This window comes from Nitrobacter sp. (genome assembly GCF_047149785.1).
Taxonomy (GTDB): domain Bacteria; phylum Pseudomonadota; class Alphaproteobacteria; order Rhizobiales; family Xanthobacteraceae; genus Nitrobacter.
Map to the genome: position 1 here is coordinate 757,303 of NZ_BAAGBE010000001.1, position 21,413 is coordinate 778,715.

The window sequence follows — 21,413 nt, forward strand, 5'->3', positions numbered from 1 at the left end:
GATTATCTGTTCTTGTTCGCCGGCTTGCGCTTCTCGACGAACGCCGCCATGCCTTCTGCGCGGTCTTCCAGCGCGAAGGTCGAACGGAACAGGTCGCGCTCGACGTTCATGCCTTCCGACAGCGTCGTCTCGAAAGCGCGGTTGACGGCGCTCTTGGCCATCGCCGCGGCGGGACGGGACATCGAGGCGATCTTCTCGGCTGCGGCCATGGCCTCGCCCATCAGTGTGTCGACGGGCACGATACGGCTCACAAGCCCCGATCGCTCGGCTTCCGCCGCGTCCATCATTCGCCCGGTAAGACAGAGGTCCATCGCCTTGGCCTTGCCGACGGCGCGGGCCAGGCGCTGCGTGCCGCCGATGCCGGGTATGGTGCCGAGCGTGATTTCGGGCTGGCCGAATTTCGCGGTATCGGAGGCGATGATGATGTCGCACATCATGGCGAGTTCGCAGCCGCCGCCGAGCGCATAGCCGCTCACCGCCGCGATGGTCGGCTTGCGGCAGGTGGCGACGCGGTCGCCGCCGATCGCCTGGAAGTCCTCGCTGACCATGTCGATGAAGGTTTTCGGCTGCATTTCCTTGATGTCGGCGCCGGCGGCGAAAGCCTTTTCGTTGCCGGTGATCAGGATGCAGCCGATGCGGTCGTCGGCCTCGAGATCGTCAACAGCGGCGGCGATCTCGCGAAACACCGCGAATGACAGCGCGTTCAGCATTTTCGGCCGGTTCAGCCTGATGATGCCGACCGCGCCCTTGTTCTCGACGATGATGGCTTCGAACGTGCTCATGTTTTTGTGCTGCCTGTCGCGACGGGTGTGGGCGGCGGACAATGTGCCCGCGGTCCAGCGACGCCGCAAGGCTGCGCTCGCGTTGCATCGACCCGCGGTGCCGATGGATTTGCCGATCCGGCGAAGGCGGCGTCGCGATGCAAATGTTAGAGATGCAAATGTTAGAATCGGACCACGAGGGATCAGGCCATGAACATCCGGACGGCGGAGCCGAGCGTGAGCAGACCGCCGAAGGCGATGAAGATCTTGCCGATGAGCGAGGCCTGATTCCAGGTCGAGGTGCTCGCCGAGGCTTGAACGGCGGGTGCGTCGGTGCTTGGGGGTGCCGGAGATTCAATGGACGCCAGTGCGAGGGTAGGGGCGGTCTGCTCGCTGTCGATCATGGCGCGATCGACATCATTGAGTTCATCGGATGGAACGACATCGGCGCTGGCCGCAGAGGGGGTAGAGGTGTCGCCCTGGGGCGCGGAAGTCTCCTGATTATTGGCAGGCAGCATGTCTCCTGCGCTGCTGGCGAGCGCGCCTGCTTCGGTCTGAAGCGAATCCTCGGCAGGTTCGGGAATCCTGGCGTTGGCGTTGGCGACTGTCGGTGGCAGCGGTATCCGGGACTTGTCGCTGTCCTGAGCCTCGGAGGCTGTCTTCTCGGGGGCTTTCGCGTCGGCTTTCGATTCCGGCCTGGCCGGTTTCCGGGTGCGCGCGGCGTGGTGGTGCTTGTGTGAGCGGTGTTTGGAGAACTTGCCGAGCTTGACCGGTGGGCCGGCATTTTCGGTGTGGGCGGCCAAACCGGCCGGTTCCGCGGCGCTGTCGGTCGCGCGCACGGGTCCCGCCAAACCCAACCATAATCCTGCTGCGATGATCAACGCCGAGTGCCCGCTGGCCTTGATACCCATGGCAATCTCCCCGTTTGCCGTTGTCACCCAACGGCCGACAAAAGAAACGCCGGGCGTGGCCACACCGGGGCAGAAAAAGGGAATTTCAACGACCGTGGCGAACCACGGCGTTTCATCGAATGAGGTGGCTGTCGAGCGTCAGCCAGCGCCCGGAGCGGCTGCCTGTTGCATTCGATGAAAGCGCAGGACCTGCTGCGCGGTGGACGGACGCAGACGTTCATAGGTCTGCTCCGCAACATCGATATCCGTTACCTCGATCTTCGCGAGATTCTTGCGCATGTTGATAATGGTTTTGACAGTCGACCACGACAGGCCGCCTACCTTGGCCAGAATGAGCACGCCCTCGGTTTGGGATTCGATCATCATCTTCTCGGCGGCTGCGACCGAGACATTGGCGAGGCAGGCGATGGCGGCGTTGGTTTCGTCGAACTTCCCGGCTTCGGCAAAGGAGGCTACCTCATTTTCGTCGAGCCGCCCGTCTTCGTACAACGACCTGACCAGTCCGTGGGCGATGGTCGTTTCCTGGCTGATAGCCGCCGGCGCCGACCGCGCCCGCCGCGCCACCTCGCTGACGACGGCCGACACCTCGTCCGTCCGATGCGGATTGGCCGCCGCGAGACGCTCCCGTACCGCCGCGGAAGCCTTCGCGATCAGCTTCAGATAGTGATGCCGTGGGATCGACGGCCGCATCCCGACGCAGGTTGCGATGTCGTCGTCGCCCTCGGCGCGTGCGATCAGTCGCGTGAAACCCTGCTCGGAGAATTGAGCGCCCGGATTGTTGACGGTGCTTTTGACGACCTCGTCGTTGCCTCTCTCCACCAGAATGTCGGTGACCGCTCCGCTCAGGGTCTTCCGCGTCGAGATCGCCAGCAGATGCGCCTGGCTCTTGCTGCGGGCGTTCTCGACCAGCGCGTCGTCTCCAAGCCGTTCGGACAGGGACAGCACAGGCGCGGCGACTTCGATCAGATCGTCGAAGGCCAGTGCGTGAATGATCTGCGGCGGAGCCTTGGCAACGGGAGCGAGACGTCTGGCAAGCAGCGCTTTCGCCGAAGTCTCGATGTGCCGGATCAGGCAATTGAACACGTCGTCAAAAATCGCGATTTGCTCATCGGAGTAGTCGACCGTGTTGTTCAGGAACAGGTCGGTGACCCGCCGCAGCGTTTCAACCCGCCGCGCGATGGTGCCATGGACGAGAACGGTCTGAAGTTCGTCGAGCAGACTTGCCGTGGGGGCGGCCGATATGGAAGCCATGGCTCTGTCCTAGAGTTTCCTCATCCTACGCAGCGACATTCTGCTCGCTCGGATCGAGATTGCATCTGCGGCAATGACTACAGAATCGCAATCGGAGCGGCGCCGGCATAACCGAAGCGGCCCGTCGGGGAATCTACGGGGAAAAGCCTTTAGGTTTGGTATCTTTTGGCCGCCACGCGTGGCCGGCGACATCGTTAATACGTTATTTCTTCACGGGAATTTCCGCTTGCCCAGACCGGGAGCGGGTTAGCGACCCGCGCCGGTACCATATCCAGTTACCTTTTCAGGCGTGCCCGGGATGCTTGCCCTTTCCGTCGATTCAGGCACAACCTTGCGAAGTAATTTGACGTTCGCTGACTTCGCCTGACGGCCGATGCCAGAATTTTGAGAAGATTTGCCTTGCCAGTCGAACCTTCAGTCCTGCAACCCCGACCAATTCTGCGAGACGGCCAGTGAGTGCGGCACAGGCGGCTTCGGATGAGATCCTGATCGCCCGGATCGCTCAAGGCGACCGCCTCGCCATGCAGGTGCTGTACGGGCGCCATCATGTCAGGGTCTTTCGTTTCGGATTGAGGCTCGTGCGGAACGAACAGATCGCGGAAGACCTAATCAGCGAGGTTTTTCTCGATGTATGGCGTCAGGCCGGCAAGTTCGAAGGCCGATCCGCCGTCTCCACCTGGCTGCTGGCAATCACGCGTTTCAAGGCCCTGTCGGCGCTCCGCCGCAGGAAGGATGCCGAACTGGACGATGAGACCGCCAACGCGATCGAGGATCAATCCGACGACCCGGAGGTGGCGGTCCAGAAGAAGGATACGGGTAACGCGTTGCGTGAGTGTCTGACGCAGCTTTCGGCGGAGCACCGTGAAATCGTCGATCTTGTCTACTACCACGAAAAATCGGTGGAAGAGGTCGCCGAGATTGTCGGGATTCCCGAGAACACGGTGAAGACGAGGCTGTTTTACGCGCGCAAGAAACTGGCCGGCCTGCTCAAGGCAGCCGGCATAGAACGAGGTTGGCCATGATAGCGGCGAACAAGAAGGTCGCGGGAGCCGCGGAAGCTTCGCCGGGAGATATCGAGGCGCTGCTGCCGTGGTACGCAGTCGGCACGCTGAGCGCGCGCGATACGCGTCAGGTCGAACAAGCCCTCGCACGCGATTCAGCGCTTGCCAGGCAGTATGCGGTCATTCGGGACGAATACGCCGAAACCATTTCGCTCAACGAAAGCCTCGGTGCGCCGTCCGCGCGCGCGATGCAAAAATTGTTCGCCGCGATCGACGCCGAACCGGCGCGACACGTCGCGACGTCGCGTGGCCTCTCGGCGCGGATTTCGCAATTCTTCGCCGCGCTGTCGCCGCGCACGCTGGCCGCGACTGGCGCGGTTGGCGCACTGGTCGTCGTGCTCCAGGCCGGCGTGATCGCCGCGATGCTGGCAAGGGACGACGGCAGCCATTCATTCCAGACCGCATCTCATAGCACGGAGAATCCGCCGACGACTCGCGGACTGACCACGGCATCGGGGCCGCAGGCACTGGTGCGGTTCGCGCCGGACGCGCGCATGTCCGATATCAGCACATTGCTCGACGCCTATCAGGCGACGGTTGTGTCGGTATCCCGAGGCGGTCTGTTTCAGTTGCGCTTCGATGGCCGGGCGACAAAGGATACCGGCGACCTGATCAGCAGGCTTCAGAGCGAGAAGATCGTCAATCTCGCGGTTCCGGCTCAGTAGCGACGCATGACGAGCATAACGAAATGGAGCGCCGCGCTCGCCGCCTTGACCGGTTTATGCTGGCTCGCGGGCTTTGACGCCCCATCGGCTCGCGCCCAAGGCTCTATGCAAGGATACGGGGGCTCCTCGGGTGTCGGATCACGCGGCGGCATGACCGGAATGGCCGGGCGGGGCGGGATGCATGGCGGCTACCGGCCGGGCTGGGGCCATCGCGGTATCGGGTCGGGTTATGGCGGGTTGGGTTACGGACTGCCGCTCGGGGTGATCGAAGGCCCTTCTATCGAAGCTCCTTATCGCGTCATCGAGCGCGAGGACGACCCGGTGGTCGGCCGGCGACTGCGCCCCCCGCGCCGCAAGACCGTCGACCGCGAACCCAAACCGCGGAAGCCGGTCACTGCGGTTACCGCCTCAGGCATCTCCTACATCCGCTACGCGCCCAACACCTATCCGGTCTGCACGCGCGGCGAGGGCGCAATGAGCGGCGAATGCAACGGCCGTCCGTTCGTCGCTAACCTCGGCGGCAGCGGGCCGCCGCCGCAGGATCAGAACAGCGGACCCGGCCGCAATTCGGGGCAAGCGGCCACGCGCAACTATCGCCCCGGCGAGATCGTCGCCGAAACCGCAGCGATGCCCGGCGCCGAACTTACGGCGCTGGCGCGACGGCACCGGCTCGAACGCATCGCCTCGCAGGATTTTCCGCTGACCGGCAGCACCGTCAGCCTGTTCCGCATTGTCGGCCGCCGCCCGGTCGGGCAGGTTCAGACTGAGCTGCGCGCCGATGCCGCCGTGCGTTCGGCGCAACCGAACTTCCGTTACGTTCTGCAGGACCGGAAGACAACGGCCGCGGTCGCCGAAGGTGATCCCGCGCAGTATGCGCTGGCAAAATTGCGGTTGCCGGAAGCGCATCGACTGGCGCGCGGCAAAGACATCGTCGTCGCGGTGATCGATTCCGCAATTGATGCCGATCATCCCGAACTGGCCGGCTCGATCGCCGGGCGTTTCGATGCGCTCGACAGCAAGGGTGGTCCGCATGTCCACGGCACCGGCATCGCCGGCGCGATCGTCGCGCACGCGCGGCTGATGGGCAGCGCGCCGTCCGCCAGGATTCTCGCGATCCGCGCTTTCGGCGTCACGCAGGGCGCGGCCGAGAGCACCTCGTTCACGATTCTCAAAAGTCTCGACTACGCGGCGGCGCATGGCGCGCAGGTCATCAACATGAGTTTTGCCGGCCCGAAGGATGCGCTGGTCTCGCGCGGCATCGCCGCCGTCGCCGCAAAAGGCATCGTCATGGTGGCCGCAAGCGGCAATGCCGGCCCGAAATCGCCGCCGCTCTATCCCGCCGCCGACGCCGATGTGATCGCGGTCAGCGCGACCGACGTCGACGACCGTTTGTTTGTGGCCTCCAATCGTGGCAGCTATATCGCGGTCGCGGCTCCCGGCGTCGATATCTTCCTTCCCGCGCCAAACGGAAAATATCAGATGACGTCGGGGACCTCGTTCGCGGCGGCCTATGTCAGCGGTCTCGCGGCGCTGATCCTGGAGCGCAACCCGGCTCTGAAGCCTGCCGACGTCCGCGCCATCCTGACGACAAGCGCGCGCGATCTCGGAGCGCCGGGCCGCGACGATCTGTTCGGCGCCGGCGAAGCCGACGCCTATGCCGCCGTCCAGGCTATCCCGGCGGGCGCGATGTCCGCCGGCGAAACCGTGCCCGTCACGGCCGTACCCGATCCGAACCCGGCCGCCGCCGCATCCGACGCCGCTACAGCAGCCAACGCGGCTGTGCCTGCGGGCGAACCGCAGCCCGCGCCGGCGGGCATGAATTCGCCTGCGCCTGATCCTTCCGTGAAATAATCGGTGTTTACGGATCGTTAAAAAATAGAAACCGCCTTTGAACGTTTTGGGGAGGCTCGACGACAGAATTCATGTGGGAGCCCAAAAACTCCCTGAGGCTATATCAGGCGCGAGCGCCCATCCACCCCTGCGCCCAATATGGCTTGGCCCGCCCGGTTGTCCCCCCGGGCGGGTCTTTTCATTTGGCCTAAACTATTGTTTTTACGTAAATTTTTCTGATGTCAATTTTGCGCATAGAGCGACAGTGCCGTAACGGCGTCACCGGCTCGGTAACCATCCGAAATCATTGCCCGCTGCTTCACGAGAGTGTGTGGAAGCCGTTACTTGTTTTGCGCCATTCTTTACGATGTTTTAACAATACCTCGTATCGGCGTTAAAGGAGAGGCGACGTGAAAACCACCCTCGCAACCATTCTGGCAGGCGCGCTGTTGGGCTTCGGCACGCCGGCGTTCGCTCAGGATGCGGCGGTAGCGCGATATCCCGTGTTTGCTCACCATGATACTTATTGCTTGCAGGGCGGACTTTGGGGCTACCCCGGCAGTTGTATGTTCTCGAGTTTTCAGCAATGCAGAGCGACAGCACCGGGACTTACCGGAACGTGCATCAGAAATCCGAGATTGTACTACCATCCTGAGTCCTGGTCGTAGTTGGGAGCCAAGCCTGGCTCGGTCAGGGTTTCCTATTTCGAAAAGCCGCCATGGGCGGCTTCTTTTTTAAAAAAGCCGGTTGTCCCTCCCGGGCGGTTTTTTGTTCTCCCGCCATCACTTTCCGGCTGTCGTATTGCCTCCGGACAGCCGCATCGGTGGCGCATCCTTGGAAAAAGCGTCACATTCGTGCCGCAAAGTGCTGGACTTCGCCGAAGTTTTCCACAGAATATCCAACAAGCGCTGAATGATTCGTTCGTTGCGTCTGCGTCCGTTCTCCTCCTTGCGGACTCTCCCATGACCCAACGATCCGACGCCGCGCGCACCCGAGAGCACATTCAAGATCAGGCCCAGCACATTCTCGATCGCTGGTGCGGCATCGCCGAACGGCGGCTTGATCATCTTGTCGAGCTTTATGAAAGCGGACGGTGGCGGCGCTTCCATTCCGAACAGGCCTTCATGGAAAACCTGCTCGAGGCGAAGGCTGCCGTCGAAACCTGGCGAGCGTTGGCGCGGCGCGAGGCAACGCAGGACAATCGACCGGTCGACAGGTCGCGCCTCGATGAACCTGCGGAGAACATCTCTCCCGTGACGCCGGACGAGACTGATCGATCGCCGGCCCGGTTGCTTGGAACCGCGGCGGTGCAGGTCGCGCTGTCATCGATCGTGCATTTGGCGGATACGTCGATCGGAGCGAACGACGACGCGCCGGCCGATGGGGAAACGGCATCGGGTGGCAACATGGCGGCCGGGATCGCGCCGGATCCGCTCCCGTTCCAGGAACGCTATCCGATGCTGAAGTGTAACGCGCTGTAGCGACAGAGACCTTTTCAAGTCCGCTGCGTTCGCCGTTGACCCATATAGGGTATCCCCCTATGCTATCTGCATGTCACATACGATCAAAGAGAAGTCGAAACTCATCAGCCGAGTCCGTCGCATTAAGGGACAGTTGGAGGCGGTCGAGCGGGCCCTCGAATCCGAGACCGGGTGCGCGGATGTCCTGATGCTGGTGGCCTCGGTTCGAGGTGCCGTCGGCGGCCTGACCTCGGAACTGATCGAGGACCATATCCGCCATCACGTCCTCGATCCCGCCCAGGAAAAAGATCCGGAAAAGGCAAAGGGCGCCGCAGATCTCATTGACGTTGTTCGCACGTACCTGAAGTGAACTGAATGACCGACCTGGCTCAACTGCTCCAACAAAGCAGCACGCACGCATGGCTGTTTGCACCCAGCGCAATCCTGCTCGGCGCACTCCACGGACTGGAGCCCGGACATTCCAAGACCATGATGGCGGCATTCATCATCGCTATACGGGGTACTGTCCCGCAGGCGGTGCTCCTGGGGCTGTCGGCCGCGATCTCGCACACGGCAATCGTCTGGGTCGCCGCTTTCGCGGGACTCCATTTCGGCCAGCGATGGTCTGATGGGCATAGCGAGGCTTATCTGCAAGTGGCATCTGCCGTCATCATCCTTGGCATCGCGGCATGGATGGTCTGGCGCACCTGGCGCGAGCGCAATCTGGAACATCATCACGGCCACGCGCAACAAATCGAGTTGGACGGAAATTTACTGTCGCTCGAAATCTTCGAGGACGGCGTACCGCCGCGCTGGAGAATTCGAAGCGAGAACGCGGCCATTCCTGACGTCGCCGAAGTCGCAGTGACGACGATCCGGCCGGATGGTTCAAGGCAATCCTTCCGGTTCGTCGGCGAGCGAGATTATCTGGAAAGCGTCGATGAAGTTCCCGAGCCCCATGCGTTCAAGGTTCGTGTGACAGTCGGCAGCAACACGACCGATCTGGTCTTCAAGGAACATGACCACTCGCACATGGATCTTGGAGAGGAGGACGATGCCCACGCGCGCGCTCATGCGGCCGATATCCGCAAGCGTTTCGCCGGGCGCACGATCACGACTGCGCAGATCGTTCTCTTCGGCCTGACCGGCGGATTGATCCCGTGCCCGGCGGCGATCACCGTGTTGCTGCTCTGTATTCAACTCAAGCAGTTCAGCCTCGGATTCGCGCTGGTGCTTTGCTTCGGTATCGGCCTCGCGGCCACCATGGTATCGGCCGGCGTGCTGGCCGCGCTTGGCATCCGTCACGTCGAGCGCCACTGGTCCGGTTTCACGCGGCTTGCCCATCGCGCGCCCTATGTGTCTGCGGCTCTGATCGTGTGCGTCGGTTTTTACACCGGCTGGATCGGTTGGCACGAAATCGTATCCTGATGACGGGCGGGCCGGTCTGTCGGGATGATCGGTTTCTCGACGGTCGTCACCTGAATCGCTTCAATGTCAACCCGTCATGCGCTCGTTTCAGCGCACCACGTTGGCGTTGATCGCGACCTGCGCGTATTTGGTAGCGCCATTGGCCGTAAGATCCGGCGTCATCGGCCTGGCATGATCGAGGCCGACCACCGCGCCGCGCGGCGTATCCGAAATCAGGTTGCTGTTGACCAGCGCCGTGCCGGCTCCGTCCGCCACCGAGACGCCGATGCCGATGAAGGTCTTGCGGATCACGTTGCCGGTGATCGCGACATCGCGCAGATATTTGCCCCAGCCGGCCATGATGCCGAACGACGGCGCGTTCTCGATGACGTTTCCGGTGACCGAGGTGTCCGCCTCGACATAGATGCCGATGCCGGCGTCGTCGTCGGGCGCGGTGCCGATCGGGCGCTTCGGCAGCAGGTTGCGGACGATGTTGCCCTGGACGACCGCGAGGCGGCCGCCCTCATTGAAGTTGCAGACGGAGACGCCGACCGCCGCCCCGTCCACGGCGTTGTTGGCGATCACCGCGCCCTCGAAGGCGAATTCGGAATACAGCGCCACCTCGCGCACGCCGGTCACGCTGTTGCCGGTGATCTGGATGTTCGAGGCGGAGTTGCCGCGCACGGCGGAATAATCGCAATCGCTGATGCGGTTGCCGCTGACGATGACGTTGCCGGCGCGGAAGGCGTTGATGGCGTTGCCGTGCTGGCCGGAGCCGCCGGGGCCGGCCTTGATATGTGCGATGCGGTTACCGGTGACGATCGAGCCGTCGTCGCCGATCGCGGTGCGCAGGATCTCGATGCCGTTGTCGTTTGTCTCAAGAATGGTGTTGCGCGCAACCGTCAGCCCGAGCGCATCGAACGAGACGATCGCGGTGGTCGCGGTTTTCTCGATAACGTTGCCGCTGATCTCGCCCGCGACGGTCTCCAACCAGATGCCGTTGCGGCCGCTGCCGGTGATTTCGCAATCCAGAATCCGCAGGTCGCGTCCGCCAAGGCAATGGACGAGTCCGCGCCGCTCGGGCAGGGGGATGCCGCCGCCGTCAAGCGTGAGATTGCTGAGGCCGATATGGTCGGCGCCTTCCGCCGACAGCAGCGACGCGCCGCCGGTGAACATCAGCGTGGTCGCGCCGCGCACGCCGGCGAGTTGCGAGCCGGTGGCGAGCCGCAGCGGCCCGGTGCGGTAGACGCCGGGCGGCAGCGCGAGCGGGGCGTTGGCGCGGGCCGCCTCGTCGATCGCCCGTTGCAGCGCGCGGGTCTGGTCGTCCGGTGAATTCGGCCGCACGCCGTAATGGGCGGCGTCGCGCCCGAGCGTCGATGTCAGCGGGGCCGCACGGGCGGCGTCCGGCGGCAGCGCCAGCGCGCCGGCGACGCCTGCGGCGGAGGCTCCGAGAATATGGCGGCGATCGATGTTCATGGCGAGGATGTAACGCGAAAAACCGGAACGGCGCCGGGGCGGCGGCGAGGGATGCAGGCGATTGTTGGCGACAGGGTTAATGCGGCGGCGTCTGAACCACCGGATTGTGCGGCACGAACAGCCGTCCGCGCTCCACCACGAGCACGACGGCGAGAGCGGCAAGCGTGCACAGGAAAGCGCCGGTCGCGAACGGCAGCATGGTGCCGTTGAAGTCCTGCCCGATCAGAGCGCCGACGCCGCTTCCGATCAGGGTGGTGATCGAGCCGAACAGCGATGAGGCGGTTCCGGCGATATGGCCTTGCGGCTCCATGGCGAGCGCGGCGAAGTTCGAGAACATCAGCCCGAATGCGAACATGGTGCCGATTGCCAGCACCATGTAGAGCGGAAACGACAGCCACCCCTGCCATGCCGCGAGCAGCGTCAGCATCGCGATCACCACCGATCCGATGAGCGCGCCGTGCGAAATCACCCGCATGCCGAACCGGCCGACGATGCGCGAGTTCAACAGACCCGCGGCGGCGATGCCGGCGGCGATCGCGGCGAAGGCCAGCGGAAAATAATCGCCGAGGCCGTAGATCCCGGTGAAGATCTGTTGCGAACAGAACACGTAGGCGAACAGCACGCTCTGGATTCCGCCGGCGGCGAGCGCGTAGCCGATGGTCTGGCGGTTGGTGACGGTCTGGCGGAACGCATCGAAGACGTTCGCGGCGGTCAGCGGCTTGCGTCCCGCCTGGGGAAGGGTTTCCGGCAGTCGGATCGCGCACCACAGCAAAGCGAGCAGGCCGTAGACCGTCAGTACCACGAAGATGCCGCGCCAGGCCGCGAACAGCAGGATCGCCTGGCCGATCGACGGCGCAAGGACGGGCACTGAAATGAAAATCATCATCGCCAGCGACAGCACGCTCGCCATCCGTCGTCCGGTGTAGCAGTCACGCACGATCGAGGTGGCGATGACGCGGGCGGCCGAGCTTCCGATGCCCTGCAGCACACGCGCCAGCAGCATCATTTCAAGCGAGGGCGCGATCACCGACAAAAGCCCCGCGGCGCTGTACACCAGCATCCCGCCGATCAGGATCGGGCGGCGGCCGAAGCGGTCCGACAGCGGTCCCATGATGAACTGGCCGGCGCCGAAGCCGGCGAGATACACCGAGATCACGGCCTGGACGTGATTGGGGTTGGCAATGGCGTAGGCGTCGCGCACGTCCGGCATCGCCGGCAGCATCATGTCGGTCGCGATCGGGTTCAGCGCCATGATGCCGGCGACGATGGCGACGAACTCAGGAAACCCCATCGGCCGATGGGTTTGCGACACCCGCCCGTCCACGCTCGCGTCGGTCATCGGCCTATCCCGGAAGATCGGTGCGCAGCCCGAAATAGATGCTGCTGTTGCGCTGCACAATGCCCGTTTCGGACATATCTGTCCACCGCGAGAGGCGGACCGTCACAATGAGTTTGAATCCGGCCCGGCGCGCCCTGCCTGCCTCGCCGCTTTCACCACTTCCAGCAGCATGGCCTCGCCGGCATCGATCAGATACTCCAGCGTGATGCCGCCGGGAACATGAGCCGAGCCGTCGCGCTTCAGCGGCGGAACATGGATGAAGGCTGCGAGGCGCGGCCCCGCTTGATAGCGCGTGGCCTCGATGGCACGCCAGCAGAGATAATTGCAGAGATAGCTGCCGGCGTCGCGCGAGGCGCGCGCGTCGATGCCGGTTGCCTGCGCCGCGCGCAGCAGCCTGACGACATGCGGCCCGAAGGCCCGCGCATCCGCCGTGCCCGCGATCGATCTCTTGCACATCCGCACGCCGTCGAGGTCCGGCCAGATCGCCGTCGCCGCATTGCGCGCGCGGGTCTCGATCCGCAGCCAGGGCGTGCGCGTCGCGAGGCCGAACATCAACAGCGCGTGCGGACGATGCATCGAAAGAAGTTGCGGCAGTTCGCGGTCCACGGTCTCGTAAGCGACGCGGAAAATGTGGGTTGCGATCGCGACGTCGTCCAGCGCGGGCCGGCGCAGCCGCGCGATCCGCCCGACCAGCGGCATGGTCGGATTGAACGGCGCGCCGGGGAAGGGGCCGAAGCCGGTGACGAGAATGCGAAGGTCTTGAGACAATGGAACCTCGGCCGTCATGCCCGGCCTTGTGCCGGGCATCCACGTCTTCTGCTGCCACGGATCACAGAAAACAAGACGTGGATGGCCGGGCGTAGGCGAGCGGAAGCAACGCCGTTCTTCGAACGGCTATGCCCGGCCATGACGACAGCAGGTTTAATCCAACTCACCGCAGCAACTCCGCGATCTGGTCCGCCGCCAGCGCCGGGGTGACGCGGCCTTCGGCGACCTCGGCCTCGATCGCCCTCACTTTGGCGCGGATCGCGGCATCGCCGCGAAGGCGCGCCTTCATGCGGTCCTCGAACATCGACCACATCCACTTCACCTGCTGCTGGCTGCGCCGCGCAGCGAACTCGCCCGATGCCTGCATCGCGGTGCGGTGTTCGACAATCGTTTGCCACAACTCCGGAATGCCTGTTCCCGTCAGCCCGGAATAGGTCACGACCGGCGGCTGCCAGTGCTCGGAGCGAGGGCTGAGAATATGCAGCGCGCTGCGATATTCCGCCGCCGCGCGATTGGCGCGCTTGATGTTGTCGCCATCCGCCTTGTTGACCGCGATCATGTCGGCGAGTTCGACGAGGCCCTTCTTGATGCCCTGCAATTCGTCGCCGGCGCCGGGCAGCATCAAGGCGAGAAAGAAATCCGTCATGTCGCAGACGGCGGTCTCGGACTGCCCGGTGCCGACCGTTTCAACCAGCACCACGTCGAAGCCCGCCGCCTCGCACAGCAGCATCGCCTCGCGCGTTCTGGCCGCGACGCCGCCGAGCGTGCCGGCGGCGGGCGAGGGGCGGATATAGGCGGCGTCCGAAGCCGACAGCCGCGCCATCCGCGTCTTGTCGCCAAGGATCGAGCCGCCGCTGCGCGCCGAGGACGGGTCCACCGCCAGCACCGCGACCTTGTGGCCGTGCTCGATCAGGAACATGCCGAGCGCGTCGATGGTTGTGGACTTGCCGACGCCGGGCGATCCGGTGATGCCGACGCGGATGGCGCTGCCGGTCGCCGGCAACAGCGCCTGCACCAGCTCGCGCGCGGTCGCCTCATGATCGGCGCGGCGGCTTTCGATCAGCGTGATGGCGCGCGCCAGCGCCGCGCGATTGCCGGCGCGGATCTCGCTCGCGAGGGTGTCGGTCGAAAGGGGACGGGTCATTTGTCCTGTTTGGCTGCTTTCGCGCGGTCGCCGGCGAAGATCGCAGCACCTTGCGGCGAAAGATATGGCTCGAAGGTCTGCCAAGGCACGAAGACGACGAACGATCCCTCGACATAGGGACCGACCGCATAAGGCGGATAATGGAATTCGAGGCCGGCGCTTTTGCCGGGTTCGGTCGATGCGGCAAGTGTCACCGCGCCGACCTTCAGCAGCGTCGGCTCGATGCCCTTGTACCAGTCGATCCCGCCTGCGTCGTCGATGCCGCGCGCTTTCTTGTCGGCCTTGACGGCGGCGATGGCCGCCGCGCGCAGCGCTCTCATGGTGGCGCCGTTGTCGGCGGTTTCCTTGAAGAACGGCCGGATGCTGATGCGTTTGGCGGCGCTGTCGTCCCACAGGATGGTGTCGATGTCGGTGTTGGGATGCGCGCCGCCGGTATAGGTATAGTCGGTGCGCACCACGCTGACATAGCGACCATCAACCTGCGAGACGCGGCTGTAGCTGCGTTCGAAGGTCCAGGCGCGATTCTCGCGAAACAGGTCGGGTGAGGCCTTGAACTCCTGCGCTGCGTCGGCGCGGTTGTGTTCCACCCAGCGCTTGCCTTCGGCAAGGCAATTCGCCGCCAGCGTTGCATTCGATTTGATGCCGTCGTCCAGCAAGACGCTGGCGTCGATGTATTTCGTCTTGACGGCGAAGTCGGGCTTGGGCTCGGCTGCGATGGCAGGAGCGATGCCTGCGAGCATCAGGACTGCCATGAGACATGAAAACTTCTGAAGCGGACTCGCGATAGAACTGAGGCTGGTGATCATGGCAACCTTCGTCATGGCCGGGCTCGTTCCGGCCGTCCTGGTCTCGGCGTTCGGATCATAGAGAGGTGGATGCCCGCGACAAGCGCACGCATCATTGTGTGGAGAGTTTAACAAAACCCCTGCGCTATTCCGCCGCCTCGCTATGACCGAGCCGCGCGTCGAGCTTGCGGATCAGTTCCTCGGCGGCATCAGAAATCACCGTTCCCGGCGGGAAGATCGCCTCCGCGCCGGCCTTATAGAGCGCGTCGTAGTCCTGCGGCGGCACCACGCCGCCGACGATGATCATGATGTCGTCGCGACCGTAGCGTTTCAGCGCCGCCTTCAGTTCCGGCACCGTGGTCAGATGCGCGGCGGCGAGCGACGACACGCCGAGGATATGCACGTCGTTCTCCACCGCCTGCCGCGCGGCCTCGTCGGCGGTGGCGAACAGCGGTCCGATATCGACGTCGAAGCCGACATCGGCGAACGCGGACGCGATCACCTTCTGGCCGCGGTCGTGGCCGTCCTGTCCGATCTTGGCGACGAGAATGCGCGGGCGGCGGCCCTCGGCTTCCTCGAAGGCGTCGATCAGCGCTTGCACCCTTGAGATCCTGTCGGACATGGCGGACGCCTCGCGCTTGTAGACACCGGTGATGGACCTGATTTCGGCGCGATGGCGGCCGAACACCTTCTCCATCGCGCTGGAAATCTCTCCGACGGTGGCCTTGGCGCGCGCCGCATCGATGGCGAGCGCCAGCAGGTTGCCGTTGCCGTCGCCGGCCGAGCGCGTCAACGCCGCGAGCGCGGCATCGACATCTTGCTGGTTGCGTTCGCTGCGCAACCGTTTCAGCTTGTCGATCTGCAGGCTGCGCACCGCGGAGTTATCGATTTTCAGCACGTCGATCGGCGCTTCATTCTCCGGTCGGTACTTGTTGACGCCGATCATCGCCTGCCTGCCGGCGTCGATCCGCGCCTGCGTCCTGGCGGCGGCCTCCTCGATGCGCAGCTTCGGCACGCCGGCTTCAATCGCCTTGGCCATGCCGCCGAGTTCCTCGACCTCCTGAATATGGCCCCACGCCTTCACCGCGAGATCGTGCGTCAGCCGCTCGACATAGTACGAGCCGCCCCATGGATCGATGATGCGGGTGGTGCCGCTTTCCTGCTGCAGGACAAGCTGGGTGTTGCGGGCGATGCGCGCGGAGAAGTCGGTCGGCAACGCCAAGGCCTCGTCGAGCGCGTTGGTGTGCAGCGATTGGGTGTGACCTTGCGTCGCCGCCATCGCCTCGATCATGGTGCGCGGAACGTTGTTGAAGACGTCCTGCGCGGTGAGAGACCAGCCGGATGTCTGGCAATGGGTGCGCAAGGAGAGCGAGCGGACATCCTTCGGATCGAAGGGTTTCATGAGCCTGGCCCACAACAGCCGCGCGGCGCGCAGCTTGGCGACTTCCATGAAGAAGTTCATGCCGATCGCCCAGAAGAACGACAGCCGCGGCGCGAAGCGGTCGACATCGAGCCCGGCCTTGAGGCCGGCGCGGACATATTCGACGCCGTCGGCAAGCGTATAGGCGAGTTCGAGGTCCTGCGTCGCGCCTGCTTCCTGCATGTGATAGCCGGAGACCGAGATCGAATTGTATTTCGGCATCTTGCGCGAGGTAAAGGCGAAGATGTCGGAGACAATCCGCATCGAGGGCGCGGGCGGATAGATGTAGGTGTTGCGCACCATGAACTCTTTGAGGATGTCGTTCTGGATGGTGCCTGAGAGTTTCTCCGGCGGCACGCCCTGTTCCTCAGCCGCCACGACGAACAGCGCCAGCACCGGAAGCACCGCGCCGTTCATGGTCATCGACACGCTCATCCTGTCGAGCGGAATGCCCGCGAACAGCGTGCGCATGTCGTAGATGGAATCGATCGCGACGCCGGCCATGCCGACGTCACCGGCGACGCGCGGATGATCGCTGTCGTAGCCGCGATGGGTGGCGAGATCGAAGGCGACCGACAGTCCCTTCTGGCCGGCGGCGAGGTTGCGGCGATAGAAGGCGTTGGAGTCCTCCGCCGTCGAGAATCCCGCATATTGCCTGACGGTCCAGGGCCGGTTGACGTACATGGTCGGGTAGGGGCCGCGCAGGTAGGGCGCGATGCCGGGCCATGTGTCGAGAAAGTCGATGCCGTTGAGGTCGGCTTCGCCGTAGCCCGGTTTGACCGGGATGCCCTCGGGCGTCAGCCAGAATTCCGCAGACGGTTCGGCGCTGCCGCTGGCGGCGGGAGCGACCGGCTCGAAGACGACATCGGCGAAATTCGGAATGCGGGTCATCGTCGTTCAATCATGGTCCGGGTGCTGGTGGCTGATGATGCTTGCCATCTTCTCCGTCCCGTAGTTTTCCATGGTGGTATGGCTCGGCAGGTTGACGATGGTCGCGACCCAGCCGAGTCGGGATTCAGTGCCATATTGCCGGGTCGGCACCAGCAGATCCGGCCGGTCGAACGCGCCGGTCATGATCTCGATGCACGGACCGCCGATGCGGCTGAAGCTCAACGGCGTGCCGCAGGCGGCGCAGAACCCGCGCTCCGCGATCGAGGACGAGCGGAACGTCGCCGGTGAGCCTCTGGTCCACTGGAAACTCTCGCGCGGGATATCGGCGAAAGACGCAAACGGCGCGCCGGTGGCCTTCTGGCACATGCGGCAGTGGCAGATACTGATCCGCATCGGCGCGGCCGTCAGCGCAAATCGGATCGCGCCGCACTGGCACCCGCCGGTCAGCGACGGTTTTTCCTGCTCGCTCATCGTTGCTCCAGTCGCTGCCACGCGTCGTTCAGCATCGCCAGCGCGTCGACGCCCGCGAAAATGAAATCCTGTACGCCGGCCGACCGCAGCGCGGCTTCCAGCTTGCCTGGCCGCCCTGCCAAATAGATATGGCGCGCGCCCGCGGCATGTAAGGTCCGCGCTGCGGCTGCCCCCTGATCGGCATAGACCTGATCCGAGGAGCACAGGCAGACCAGTTGCGCGCCGGATGCCTTGAAGGCGGCGGCGATGGCGGTTTGCGTCGCTGCGGCACTCTTCTCCCTCTCCCCGTTGGGGAGAGGGTCGGGGTGAGGGGGCGCGTTTGGCGGAAGCGCCGGCGCAAAATCAACCGCCTCGATGCCGCCGGTCTCAAAGAAACTCCGGGCGAAGGTCGCGCGCGCGGTGAAGTCGGCCGCCGTGCCGAGCGTGGCGAGAAAGATTGTCGGCCGCGCGCCGGTGGCTTTGAGCCAATCGTTGGAGCGATCGCGCAATTGTTCGAAAGCCGCGGCGAGCCGCATCGGCGCCAGTGCGTCGAAGGTGATCGTTGCGTCGCCGCAGGGCTCAGGCGCGTGCGGGATGGCGTCGAGCACGGCCGCCGGCTTTTCATGCAGGTTTGGAAACTCGCTGGCGCCGGTGAGCACGTCGCGGCGCTTTGCGACGTTGGCCTCGCGCGCGGCGCGCGTTGCCACAACATCGCGCTGGATCAGGTTCTGCGTCAGCGCCGCAAACGCGCCGCCGGCTTTCTCGATATCCTGAAACTGCCTCCAGGCCGCTTCGCAAAGCTGCCGCGTCAGCGCCTCGATGCCGCCCGAGCCCGCCGCCGGATCGGCGACTTTGGCGAGATTGGATTCCTCAATCAAAATGAGCTGCGTGTTGCGGGCGATGCGCCGCGCAAAGGCGTCCGGCAGGCCGAGCACCAGCGTATGCGGCAGCACGCAGACGCTGTCGGCGCCACCGAGTCCGGCCGAAAACGCGGAGATGGTGGCGCGCAGCATGTTCACGTAAGGATCATACCGGGTCAGCATCCGCCACGCGGTCTCGGCGGCGATGAACAACGGCTTCGGCGCGAGGCCGCAAGCCTGTTCGATTCGTGCCCACGACAGCCGCAACGCGCGGAACTTGGCCAGCGTCAGAAACTGGTCGGCATCGGCGGCAAGCCTTGCGTGGATCATGCCGCGCGCATCATCGAGATCGATGCCGGCGCTTTCGAGCGCGCGGAGGTATGCCACCAATGATGCGAGAACGAAGGCGAGTTCCTGCGCCTCCGATCCGCCGGCGTCGTGGATCACCCTGCCATCGGCGGCGAGAAAGGGACCGTGGAAGCCAACGGCGGCCAGTTTCTTCGCGGTCTCGGCGACCGCCGGAGCGATGTCGCTCCAGGGCGAGACGCTCGATCCCGATGCCGCGCAGGCGCCGAGCGGATCGAGGCCGAAGCGGATGTCGCAGGCCGCCGGGTCTGCTCCTTTGGTCCTGATGTCGTCGGCAATGCGCAGGGCGATCGCGCGCGATTGCGGCCCCATCTCCAGTTCGATCGAGATGCCTGCGTCGAGAAGAACGCCATCGAGAGCTTTTGCGACAGCCTCCGCCGTCGGCGGCAGTCCAAAGCCGCGAGCGCCGATCGCGTCGGCAAACACCAGCGTCAGGCCGGTGGCGCCGTTGTCGAGGTCGTGAAGCGCCTGCGCGTTGGCTTGCGCCGCGTCGGGATGATCGATCCGCTGCATCACCTGCCAAGGTGCTGCTGCTGCGCGGCTGGCGATCGCGTGCGCGCCTTTCGCGCGGGCATGGATCGGCTCGATCGCGAGGCCGTCATAGGTCTTTGCGATCAGCGTCTCGAACGGCGCGCCTTTCAGCACGCTATCGACCAGCTTGCGCCAGTCGTCCGCCGTAGCCGGGGCGAAATCGGCGGCCAGGGGCAGATCGGAAACCACGTCGTCGGGAGCAGCGGGCATTGTGCGCTCGGTTGCGAAAAAGCCGGTACGCAAAATGCCATGCGGCGGCGGACAAGCCAAACGGTCCTTTAGGGCGAGGTCAGTCGGGCAGGCGCTTGATGCCCGCTGTCGAGATAGTGGCCAGCCCCTCGGCCGGCGTTCGCCCCGCGATGATGCGATCCGGTGCGATCTCGGCAAGCGGAACCAGCACGAAGGCGCGCTCGAACAGGCGCGGATGCGGCAGCTTCAGTTCCGGCCTGTCGAGGACGGCATCGTCGTAGGCGATCAAATCGAGGTCCAGCGTGCGCGGGCCCCAGCGGGTTTCCGTGCTGCGATCGCGGCCGAACTTTGTCTCGATCTTGTGCAGCGTGTACAGCAGCGCGTGCGGGTCGAGGCGGGTCTCGATCTCGATGCAGGCGTTGACGAAGCGGTCCTGATTTTCGTCGCCCCAGGGTGGGGTGGTGTAGTCGGAGGAGCGTGCGACGAGCACGGCCTGCGCCATGCCGCAGATGTTGGCGATGGCCTTGCGGAAGGTCTGGCGGACGTCTCCGACGTTGCCCCCAAGCGCGATCAGGACGCTGGCCAAGGCTATTCCCTGCCGCGGATGAGGGTGATGCCGACGTCGTCGAAGATCGCCGCGACCGGCGCATGGGGCTTGTGCACGGTGACCTTGATCGTGTTCACGCGCGGGAAAGCCGTCAGCACCGCGTCGGCGACCGCGCCCGCCGCGCATTCGAGCAGCTTGTAATTGGCGTCCTTGAACGCGGCACTGGCGGTCGCGATCACACTGGAATAGGAGACGGTATCGGCGAGCCGGTCGGTCCGGGAGGATTCCGACAGATCGGCCGAAAGCTCTATGTCCATCACGAAGCGCTGGCCGACTTCGGTCTCGTGCTGCATGACGCCGTGCTGCGCATGGATCACGAGGCCGCGAATGAAGATCGTGCCGCTCATGGTTGATGATCCCTGATTCTGGCTTCGATGGCGTGGGCGACGCGCAACGCCTGCACCGTATCCGCCACGTCGTGCGTGCGGACGATCCGCGCGCCGCCTCGTGCTGCGATCAGATGCGCGGCGAGCGAACCGCCGAGCCGTTCCTTCGGTTCCGACGGCACCACCGCGTCGATGAAGCGCTTGCGCGACGCGCCGACCAGCACCGGCAGGCCGAACGTCCGCAGCTCGTCGAGCCGGGCCAGCGCGATCATGCTCTGTTCCTGGGTTTTGCCGAAGCCGATGCCCGGGTCGAGGACGAGGTGGCCTGCGGGAATCCCGGCTTTCGCCGCGATCTCCAGCGATCGTTCGAAGAACGCCGCGATGTCGCGCATGATGTCGAGGGTGGCGTCCGGCTTGCCGCGGTTGTGCATGACGATAACAGGTGCATCGTGCGCGGCGATCACGCTCGCCATGTCCGGATCGCGCTGCAAACCCCAGACGTCGTTGGCGATGGCGGCCCCGTTCTCCAACGCCCAGGCCACGACCTCGGACTTCATGCTGTCGATCGACACCGGCGTGCCGAGCGCGGCAACGGCGGCCAGCACCGGCTCCAGACGTCGCATCTCCTCGTCATGCGAGACCGGTTGCGAGCCGTAGGGGCGGGTGGATTCCGCGCCGATATCGATGACGTCGGCGCCTTCCGCGACCATGCGGCGCGCCTGCGTCAGCGCGCGGTCGGGCGCGATGAATTGACCGCCGTCGGAGAAGGAATCGGGAGTGACGTTCAGGACCCCCATGACCGCCGGATACGGCTGCGACAGCAGTTTGTGCAGCAGCGGATGACGTGTGTCATCCGTGACAGGTCCGGATATGGAAGGGGCCGCCGCCATGCGGTGGCTTTGCGCGGTCGCGGAC

21 protein-coding genes are annotated in these 21,413 nt (G+C 64.7%); 7 read left to right on the top strand and 14 right to left on the bottom strand.

Annotated elements, in window-relative coordinates; genetic code table 11:
- Positions 1-2: 2 nt before the first annotated feature.
- The 3 genes from ACMDCM_RS03440 to ACMDCM_RS03450 form a co-directional block, all read right to left on the bottom strand.
- Complete coding sequence (locus tag ACMDCM_RS03440) at positions 3-782, bottom strand: enoyl-CoA hydratase (protein WP_412772261.1); 780 nt, start codon at positions 780-782, stop codon at positions 3-5.
- Between the two features lie 182 nt (positions 783-964).
- Positions 965-1,672, bottom strand: a complete 708-nt coding sequence (locus tag ACMDCM_RS03445) for a hypothetical protein (RefSeq protein WP_412772262.1) — start codon at positions 1,670-1,672, stop codon at positions 965-967.
- Positions 1,673-1,810: 138 nt separating this feature from the next.
- Complete coding sequence (locus ACMDCM_RS03450; RefSeq protein ID WP_412772263.1) at positions 1,811-2,923, bottom strand: DUF2336 domain-containing protein; 1,113 nt, start codon at positions 2,921-2,923, stop codon at positions 1,811-1,813.
- 452 nt (positions 2,924-3,375) lie between these two features.
- On the opposite strand from ACMDCM_RS03450, the gene ACMDCM_RS03455 reads away from it, so the two are divergent.
- The 7 genes from ACMDCM_RS03455 to ACMDCM_RS03485 all read left to right on the top strand — a co-directional run bounded on the left by ACMDCM_RS03455 (position 3,376) and on the right by ACMDCM_RS03485 (position 9,367).
- A complete protein-coding gene (locus ACMDCM_RS03455) occupies positions 3,376-3,945 on the top strand; it encodes a sigma-70 family RNA polymerase sigma factor (RefSeq protein WP_412772264.1) in 570 nt (189 codons plus the stop codon).
- Complete coding sequence (locus ACMDCM_RS03460; RefSeq protein ID WP_412772265.1) at positions 3,942-4,649, top strand: hypothetical protein; 708 nt, start codon at positions 3,942-3,944, stop codon at positions 4,647-4,649. The genes ACMDCM_RS03455 and ACMDCM_RS03460 overlap by 4 nt, the downstream gene beginning before the upstream one ends.
- Before the next feature lie 6 nt (positions 4,650-4,655).
- A complete protein-coding gene (locus tag ACMDCM_RS03465) occupies positions 4,656-6,500 on the top strand; it encodes a S8 family serine peptidase (protein WP_412772266.1) in 1,845 nt (614 codons plus the stop codon).
- A gap of 389 nt (positions 6,501-6,889) precedes the next feature.
- The gene (locus ACMDCM_RS03470; protein ID WP_412772267.1) at positions 6,890-7,147 is read left to right on the top strand and encodes a DUF3551 domain-containing protein; all 258 of its coding nucleotides are present in this window, start codon (positions 6,890-6,892) and stop codon (positions 7,145-7,147) included.
- A gap of 294 nt (positions 7,148-7,441) precedes the next feature.
- Positions 7,442-7,960 (top strand): TIGR03809 family protein, encoded by a 519-nt coding sequence (locus ACMDCM_RS03475; protein ID WP_412772268.1) that lies wholly within the window; start codon positions 7,442-7,444, stop codon positions 7,958-7,960.
- Positions 7,961-8,030: 70 nt separating this feature from the next.
- Positions 8,031-8,309 (top strand): metal/formaldehyde-sensitive transcriptional repressor, encoded by a 279-nt coding sequence (locus ACMDCM_RS03480; RefSeq protein ID WP_412772269.1) that lies wholly within the window; start codon positions 8,031-8,033, stop codon positions 8,307-8,309.
- A 5-nt stretch (positions 8,310-8,314) separates the two neighbouring features.
- Entirely contained in the window at positions 8,315-9,367 is a 1,053-nt protein-coding gene (locus ACMDCM_RS03485; RefSeq protein ID WP_412772270.1) for a HoxN/HupN/NixA family nickel/cobalt transporter, read from the top strand.
- Between the two features lie 87 nt (positions 9,368-9,454).
- Here ACMDCM_RS03485 and ACMDCM_RS03490 read toward each other — a convergent pair whose 3' ends face one another.
- The 11 genes from ACMDCM_RS03490 to folP form a co-directional block, all read right to left on the bottom strand.
- Positions 9,455-10,822 carry a TIGR03808 family TAT-translocated repetitive protein gene (locus ACMDCM_RS03490; protein WP_412772271.1) on the bottom strand — a complete coding sequence of 456 codons (1,368 nt, stop codon included), beginning with the start codon at positions 10,820-10,822 and terminating at the stop codon, positions 9,455-9,457.
- A gap of 76 nt (positions 10,823-10,898) precedes the next feature.
- Positions 10,899-12,161, bottom strand: a complete 1,263-nt coding sequence (locus ACMDCM_RS03495) for a multidrug effflux MFS transporter (protein ID WP_412772272.1) — start codon at positions 12,159-12,161, stop codon at positions 10,899-10,901.
- A 102-nt stretch (positions 12,162-12,263) separates the two neighbouring features.
- Positions 12,264-12,929 carry a pyroglutamyl-peptidase I gene (locus ACMDCM_RS03500; protein WP_412774651.1) on the bottom strand — a complete coding sequence of 222 codons (666 nt, stop codon included), beginning with the start codon at positions 12,927-12,929 and terminating at the stop codon, positions 12,264-12,266.
- A 163-nt stretch (positions 12,930-13,092) separates the two neighbouring features.
- Positions 13,093-14,073 carry a methylmalonyl Co-A mutase-associated GTPase MeaB gene (gene meaB, locus ACMDCM_RS03505; protein ID WP_412772273.1) on the bottom strand — a complete coding sequence of 327 codons (981 nt, stop codon included), beginning with the start codon at positions 14,071-14,073 and terminating at the stop codon, positions 13,093-13,095.
- Positions 14,070-14,879 carry a DUF3298 and DUF4163 domain-containing protein gene (locus tag ACMDCM_RS03510; RefSeq protein WP_412774652.1) on the bottom strand — a complete coding sequence of 270 codons (810 nt, stop codon included), beginning with the start codon at positions 14,877-14,879 and terminating at the stop codon, positions 14,070-14,072. Before ACMDCM_RS03510 ends, meaB begins: the two co-directional genes overlap by 4 nt.
- 124 nt (positions 14,880-15,003) lie before the next feature.
- Positions 15,004-17,169, bottom strand: a complete 2,166-nt coding sequence (gene scpA / locus ACMDCM_RS03515) for a methylmalonyl-CoA mutase (RefSeq protein WP_412772274.1) — start codon at positions 17,167-17,169, stop codon at positions 15,004-15,006.
- A 6-nt stretch (positions 17,170-17,175) separates the two neighbouring features.
- Positions 17,176-17,640, bottom strand: coding sequence for a GFA family protein (locus ACMDCM_RS03520; RefSeq protein WP_412772275.1), 465 nt, complete (start codon positions 17,638-17,640; stop codon positions 17,176-17,178).
- Complete coding sequence (locus tag ACMDCM_RS03525; RefSeq protein WP_412772276.1) at positions 17,637-19,586, bottom strand: methylmalonyl-CoA mutase family protein; 1,950 nt, start codon at positions 19,584-19,586, stop codon at positions 17,637-17,639. Before ACMDCM_RS03525 ends, ACMDCM_RS03520 begins: the two co-directional genes overlap by 4 nt.
- 79 nt (positions 19,587-19,665) lie before the next feature.
- Complete coding sequence (gene folK, locus ACMDCM_RS03530) at positions 19,666-20,151, bottom strand: 2-amino-4-hydroxy-6-hydroxymethyldihydropteridine diphosphokinase (protein WP_412772277.1); 486 nt, start codon at positions 20,149-20,151, stop codon at positions 19,666-19,668.
- 2 nt (positions 20,152-20,153) lie between these two features.
- Entirely contained in the window at positions 20,154-20,519 is a 366-nt protein-coding gene (folB, locus tag ACMDCM_RS03535) for a dihydroneopterin aldolase (RefSeq protein WP_412772278.1), read from the bottom strand.
- Positions 20,516-21,388: a dihydropteroate synthase gene (gene folP / locus ACMDCM_RS03540; protein WP_412774653.1), complete on the bottom strand. Its 873-nt coding sequence runs from the start codon at positions 21,386-21,388 to the stop codon at positions 20,516-20,518. Before folP ends, folB begins: the two co-directional genes overlap by 4 nt.
- Positions 21,389-21,413: the final 25 nt, after the last annotated feature.

Excerpts from the sequence above, each read along its gene's own strand:
- ACMDCM_RS03440 (WP_412772261.1), bottom strand. The coding sequence starts at position 782 with ATGAGCACGTTCGAAGCCATCATCGTCGAGAACAAGGGCGCGGTCGGC.
- ACMDCM_RS03445 (WP_412772262.1), bottom strand. The coding sequence starts at position 1,672 with ATGGGTATCAAGGCCAGCGGGCACTCGGCGTTGATCATCGCAGCAGGA.
- ACMDCM_RS03450 (WP_412772263.1), bottom strand. The coding sequence starts at position 2,923 with ATGGCTTCCATATCGGCCGCCCCCACGGCAAGTCTGCTCGACGAACTT.
- ACMDCM_RS03460 (WP_412772265.1), top strand. The coding sequence starts at position 3,942 with ATGATAGCGGCGAACAAGAAGGTCGCGGGAGCCGCGGAAGCTTCGCCG.
- ACMDCM_RS03465 (WP_412772266.1), top strand. The coding sequence starts at position 4,656 with ATGACGAGCATAACGAAATGGAGCGCCGCGCTCGCCGCCTTGACCGGT.
- ACMDCM_RS03475 (WP_412772268.1), top strand. The coding sequence starts at position 7,442 with ATGACCCAACGATCCGACGCCGCGCGCACCCGAGAGCACATTCAAGAT.
- ACMDCM_RS03480 (WP_412772269.1), top strand. The coding sequence starts at position 8,031 with ATGTCACATACGATCAAAGAGAAGTCGAAACTCATCAGCCGAGTCCGT.
- ACMDCM_RS03485 (WP_412772270.1), top strand. The coding sequence starts at position 8,315 with ATGACCGACCTGGCTCAACTGCTCCAACAAAGCAGCACGCACGCATGG.
- ACMDCM_RS03490 (WP_412772271.1), bottom strand. The coding sequence starts at position 10,822 with ATGAACATCGATCGCCGCCATATTCTCGGAGCCTCCGCCGCAGGCGTC.
- ACMDCM_RS03495 (WP_412772272.1), bottom strand. The coding sequence starts at position 12,161 with ATGACCGACGCGAGCGTGGACGGGCGGGTGTCGCAAACCCATCGGCCG.
- meaB (WP_412772273.1), bottom strand. The coding sequence starts at position 14,073 with ATGACCCGTCCCCTTTCGACCGACACCCTCGCGAGCGAGATCCGCGCC.
- ACMDCM_RS03510 (WP_412774652.1), bottom strand. The coding sequence starts at position 14,879 with ATGATCACCAGCCTCAGTTCTATCGCGAGTCCGCTTCAGAAGTTTTCA.
- scpA (WP_412772274.1), bottom strand. The coding sequence starts at position 17,169 with ATGACCCGCATTCCGAATTTCGCCGATGTCGTCTTCGAGCCGGTCGCT.
- ACMDCM_RS03520 (WP_412772275.1), bottom strand. The coding sequence starts at position 17,640 with ATGAGCGAGCAGGAAAAACCGTCGCTGACCGGCGGGTGCCAGTGCGGC.
- ACMDCM_RS03525 (WP_412772276.1), bottom strand. The coding sequence starts at position 19,586 with ATGCCCGCTGCTCCCGACGACGTGGTTTCCGATCTGCCCCTGGCCGCC.
- folB (WP_412772278.1), bottom strand. The coding sequence starts at position 20,519 with ATGAGCGGCACGATCTTCATTCGCGGCCTCGTGATCCATGCGCAGCAC.
- folP (WP_412774653.1), bottom strand. The coding sequence starts at position 21,388 with ATGGCGGCGGCCCCTTCCATATCCGGACCTGTCACGGATGACACACGT.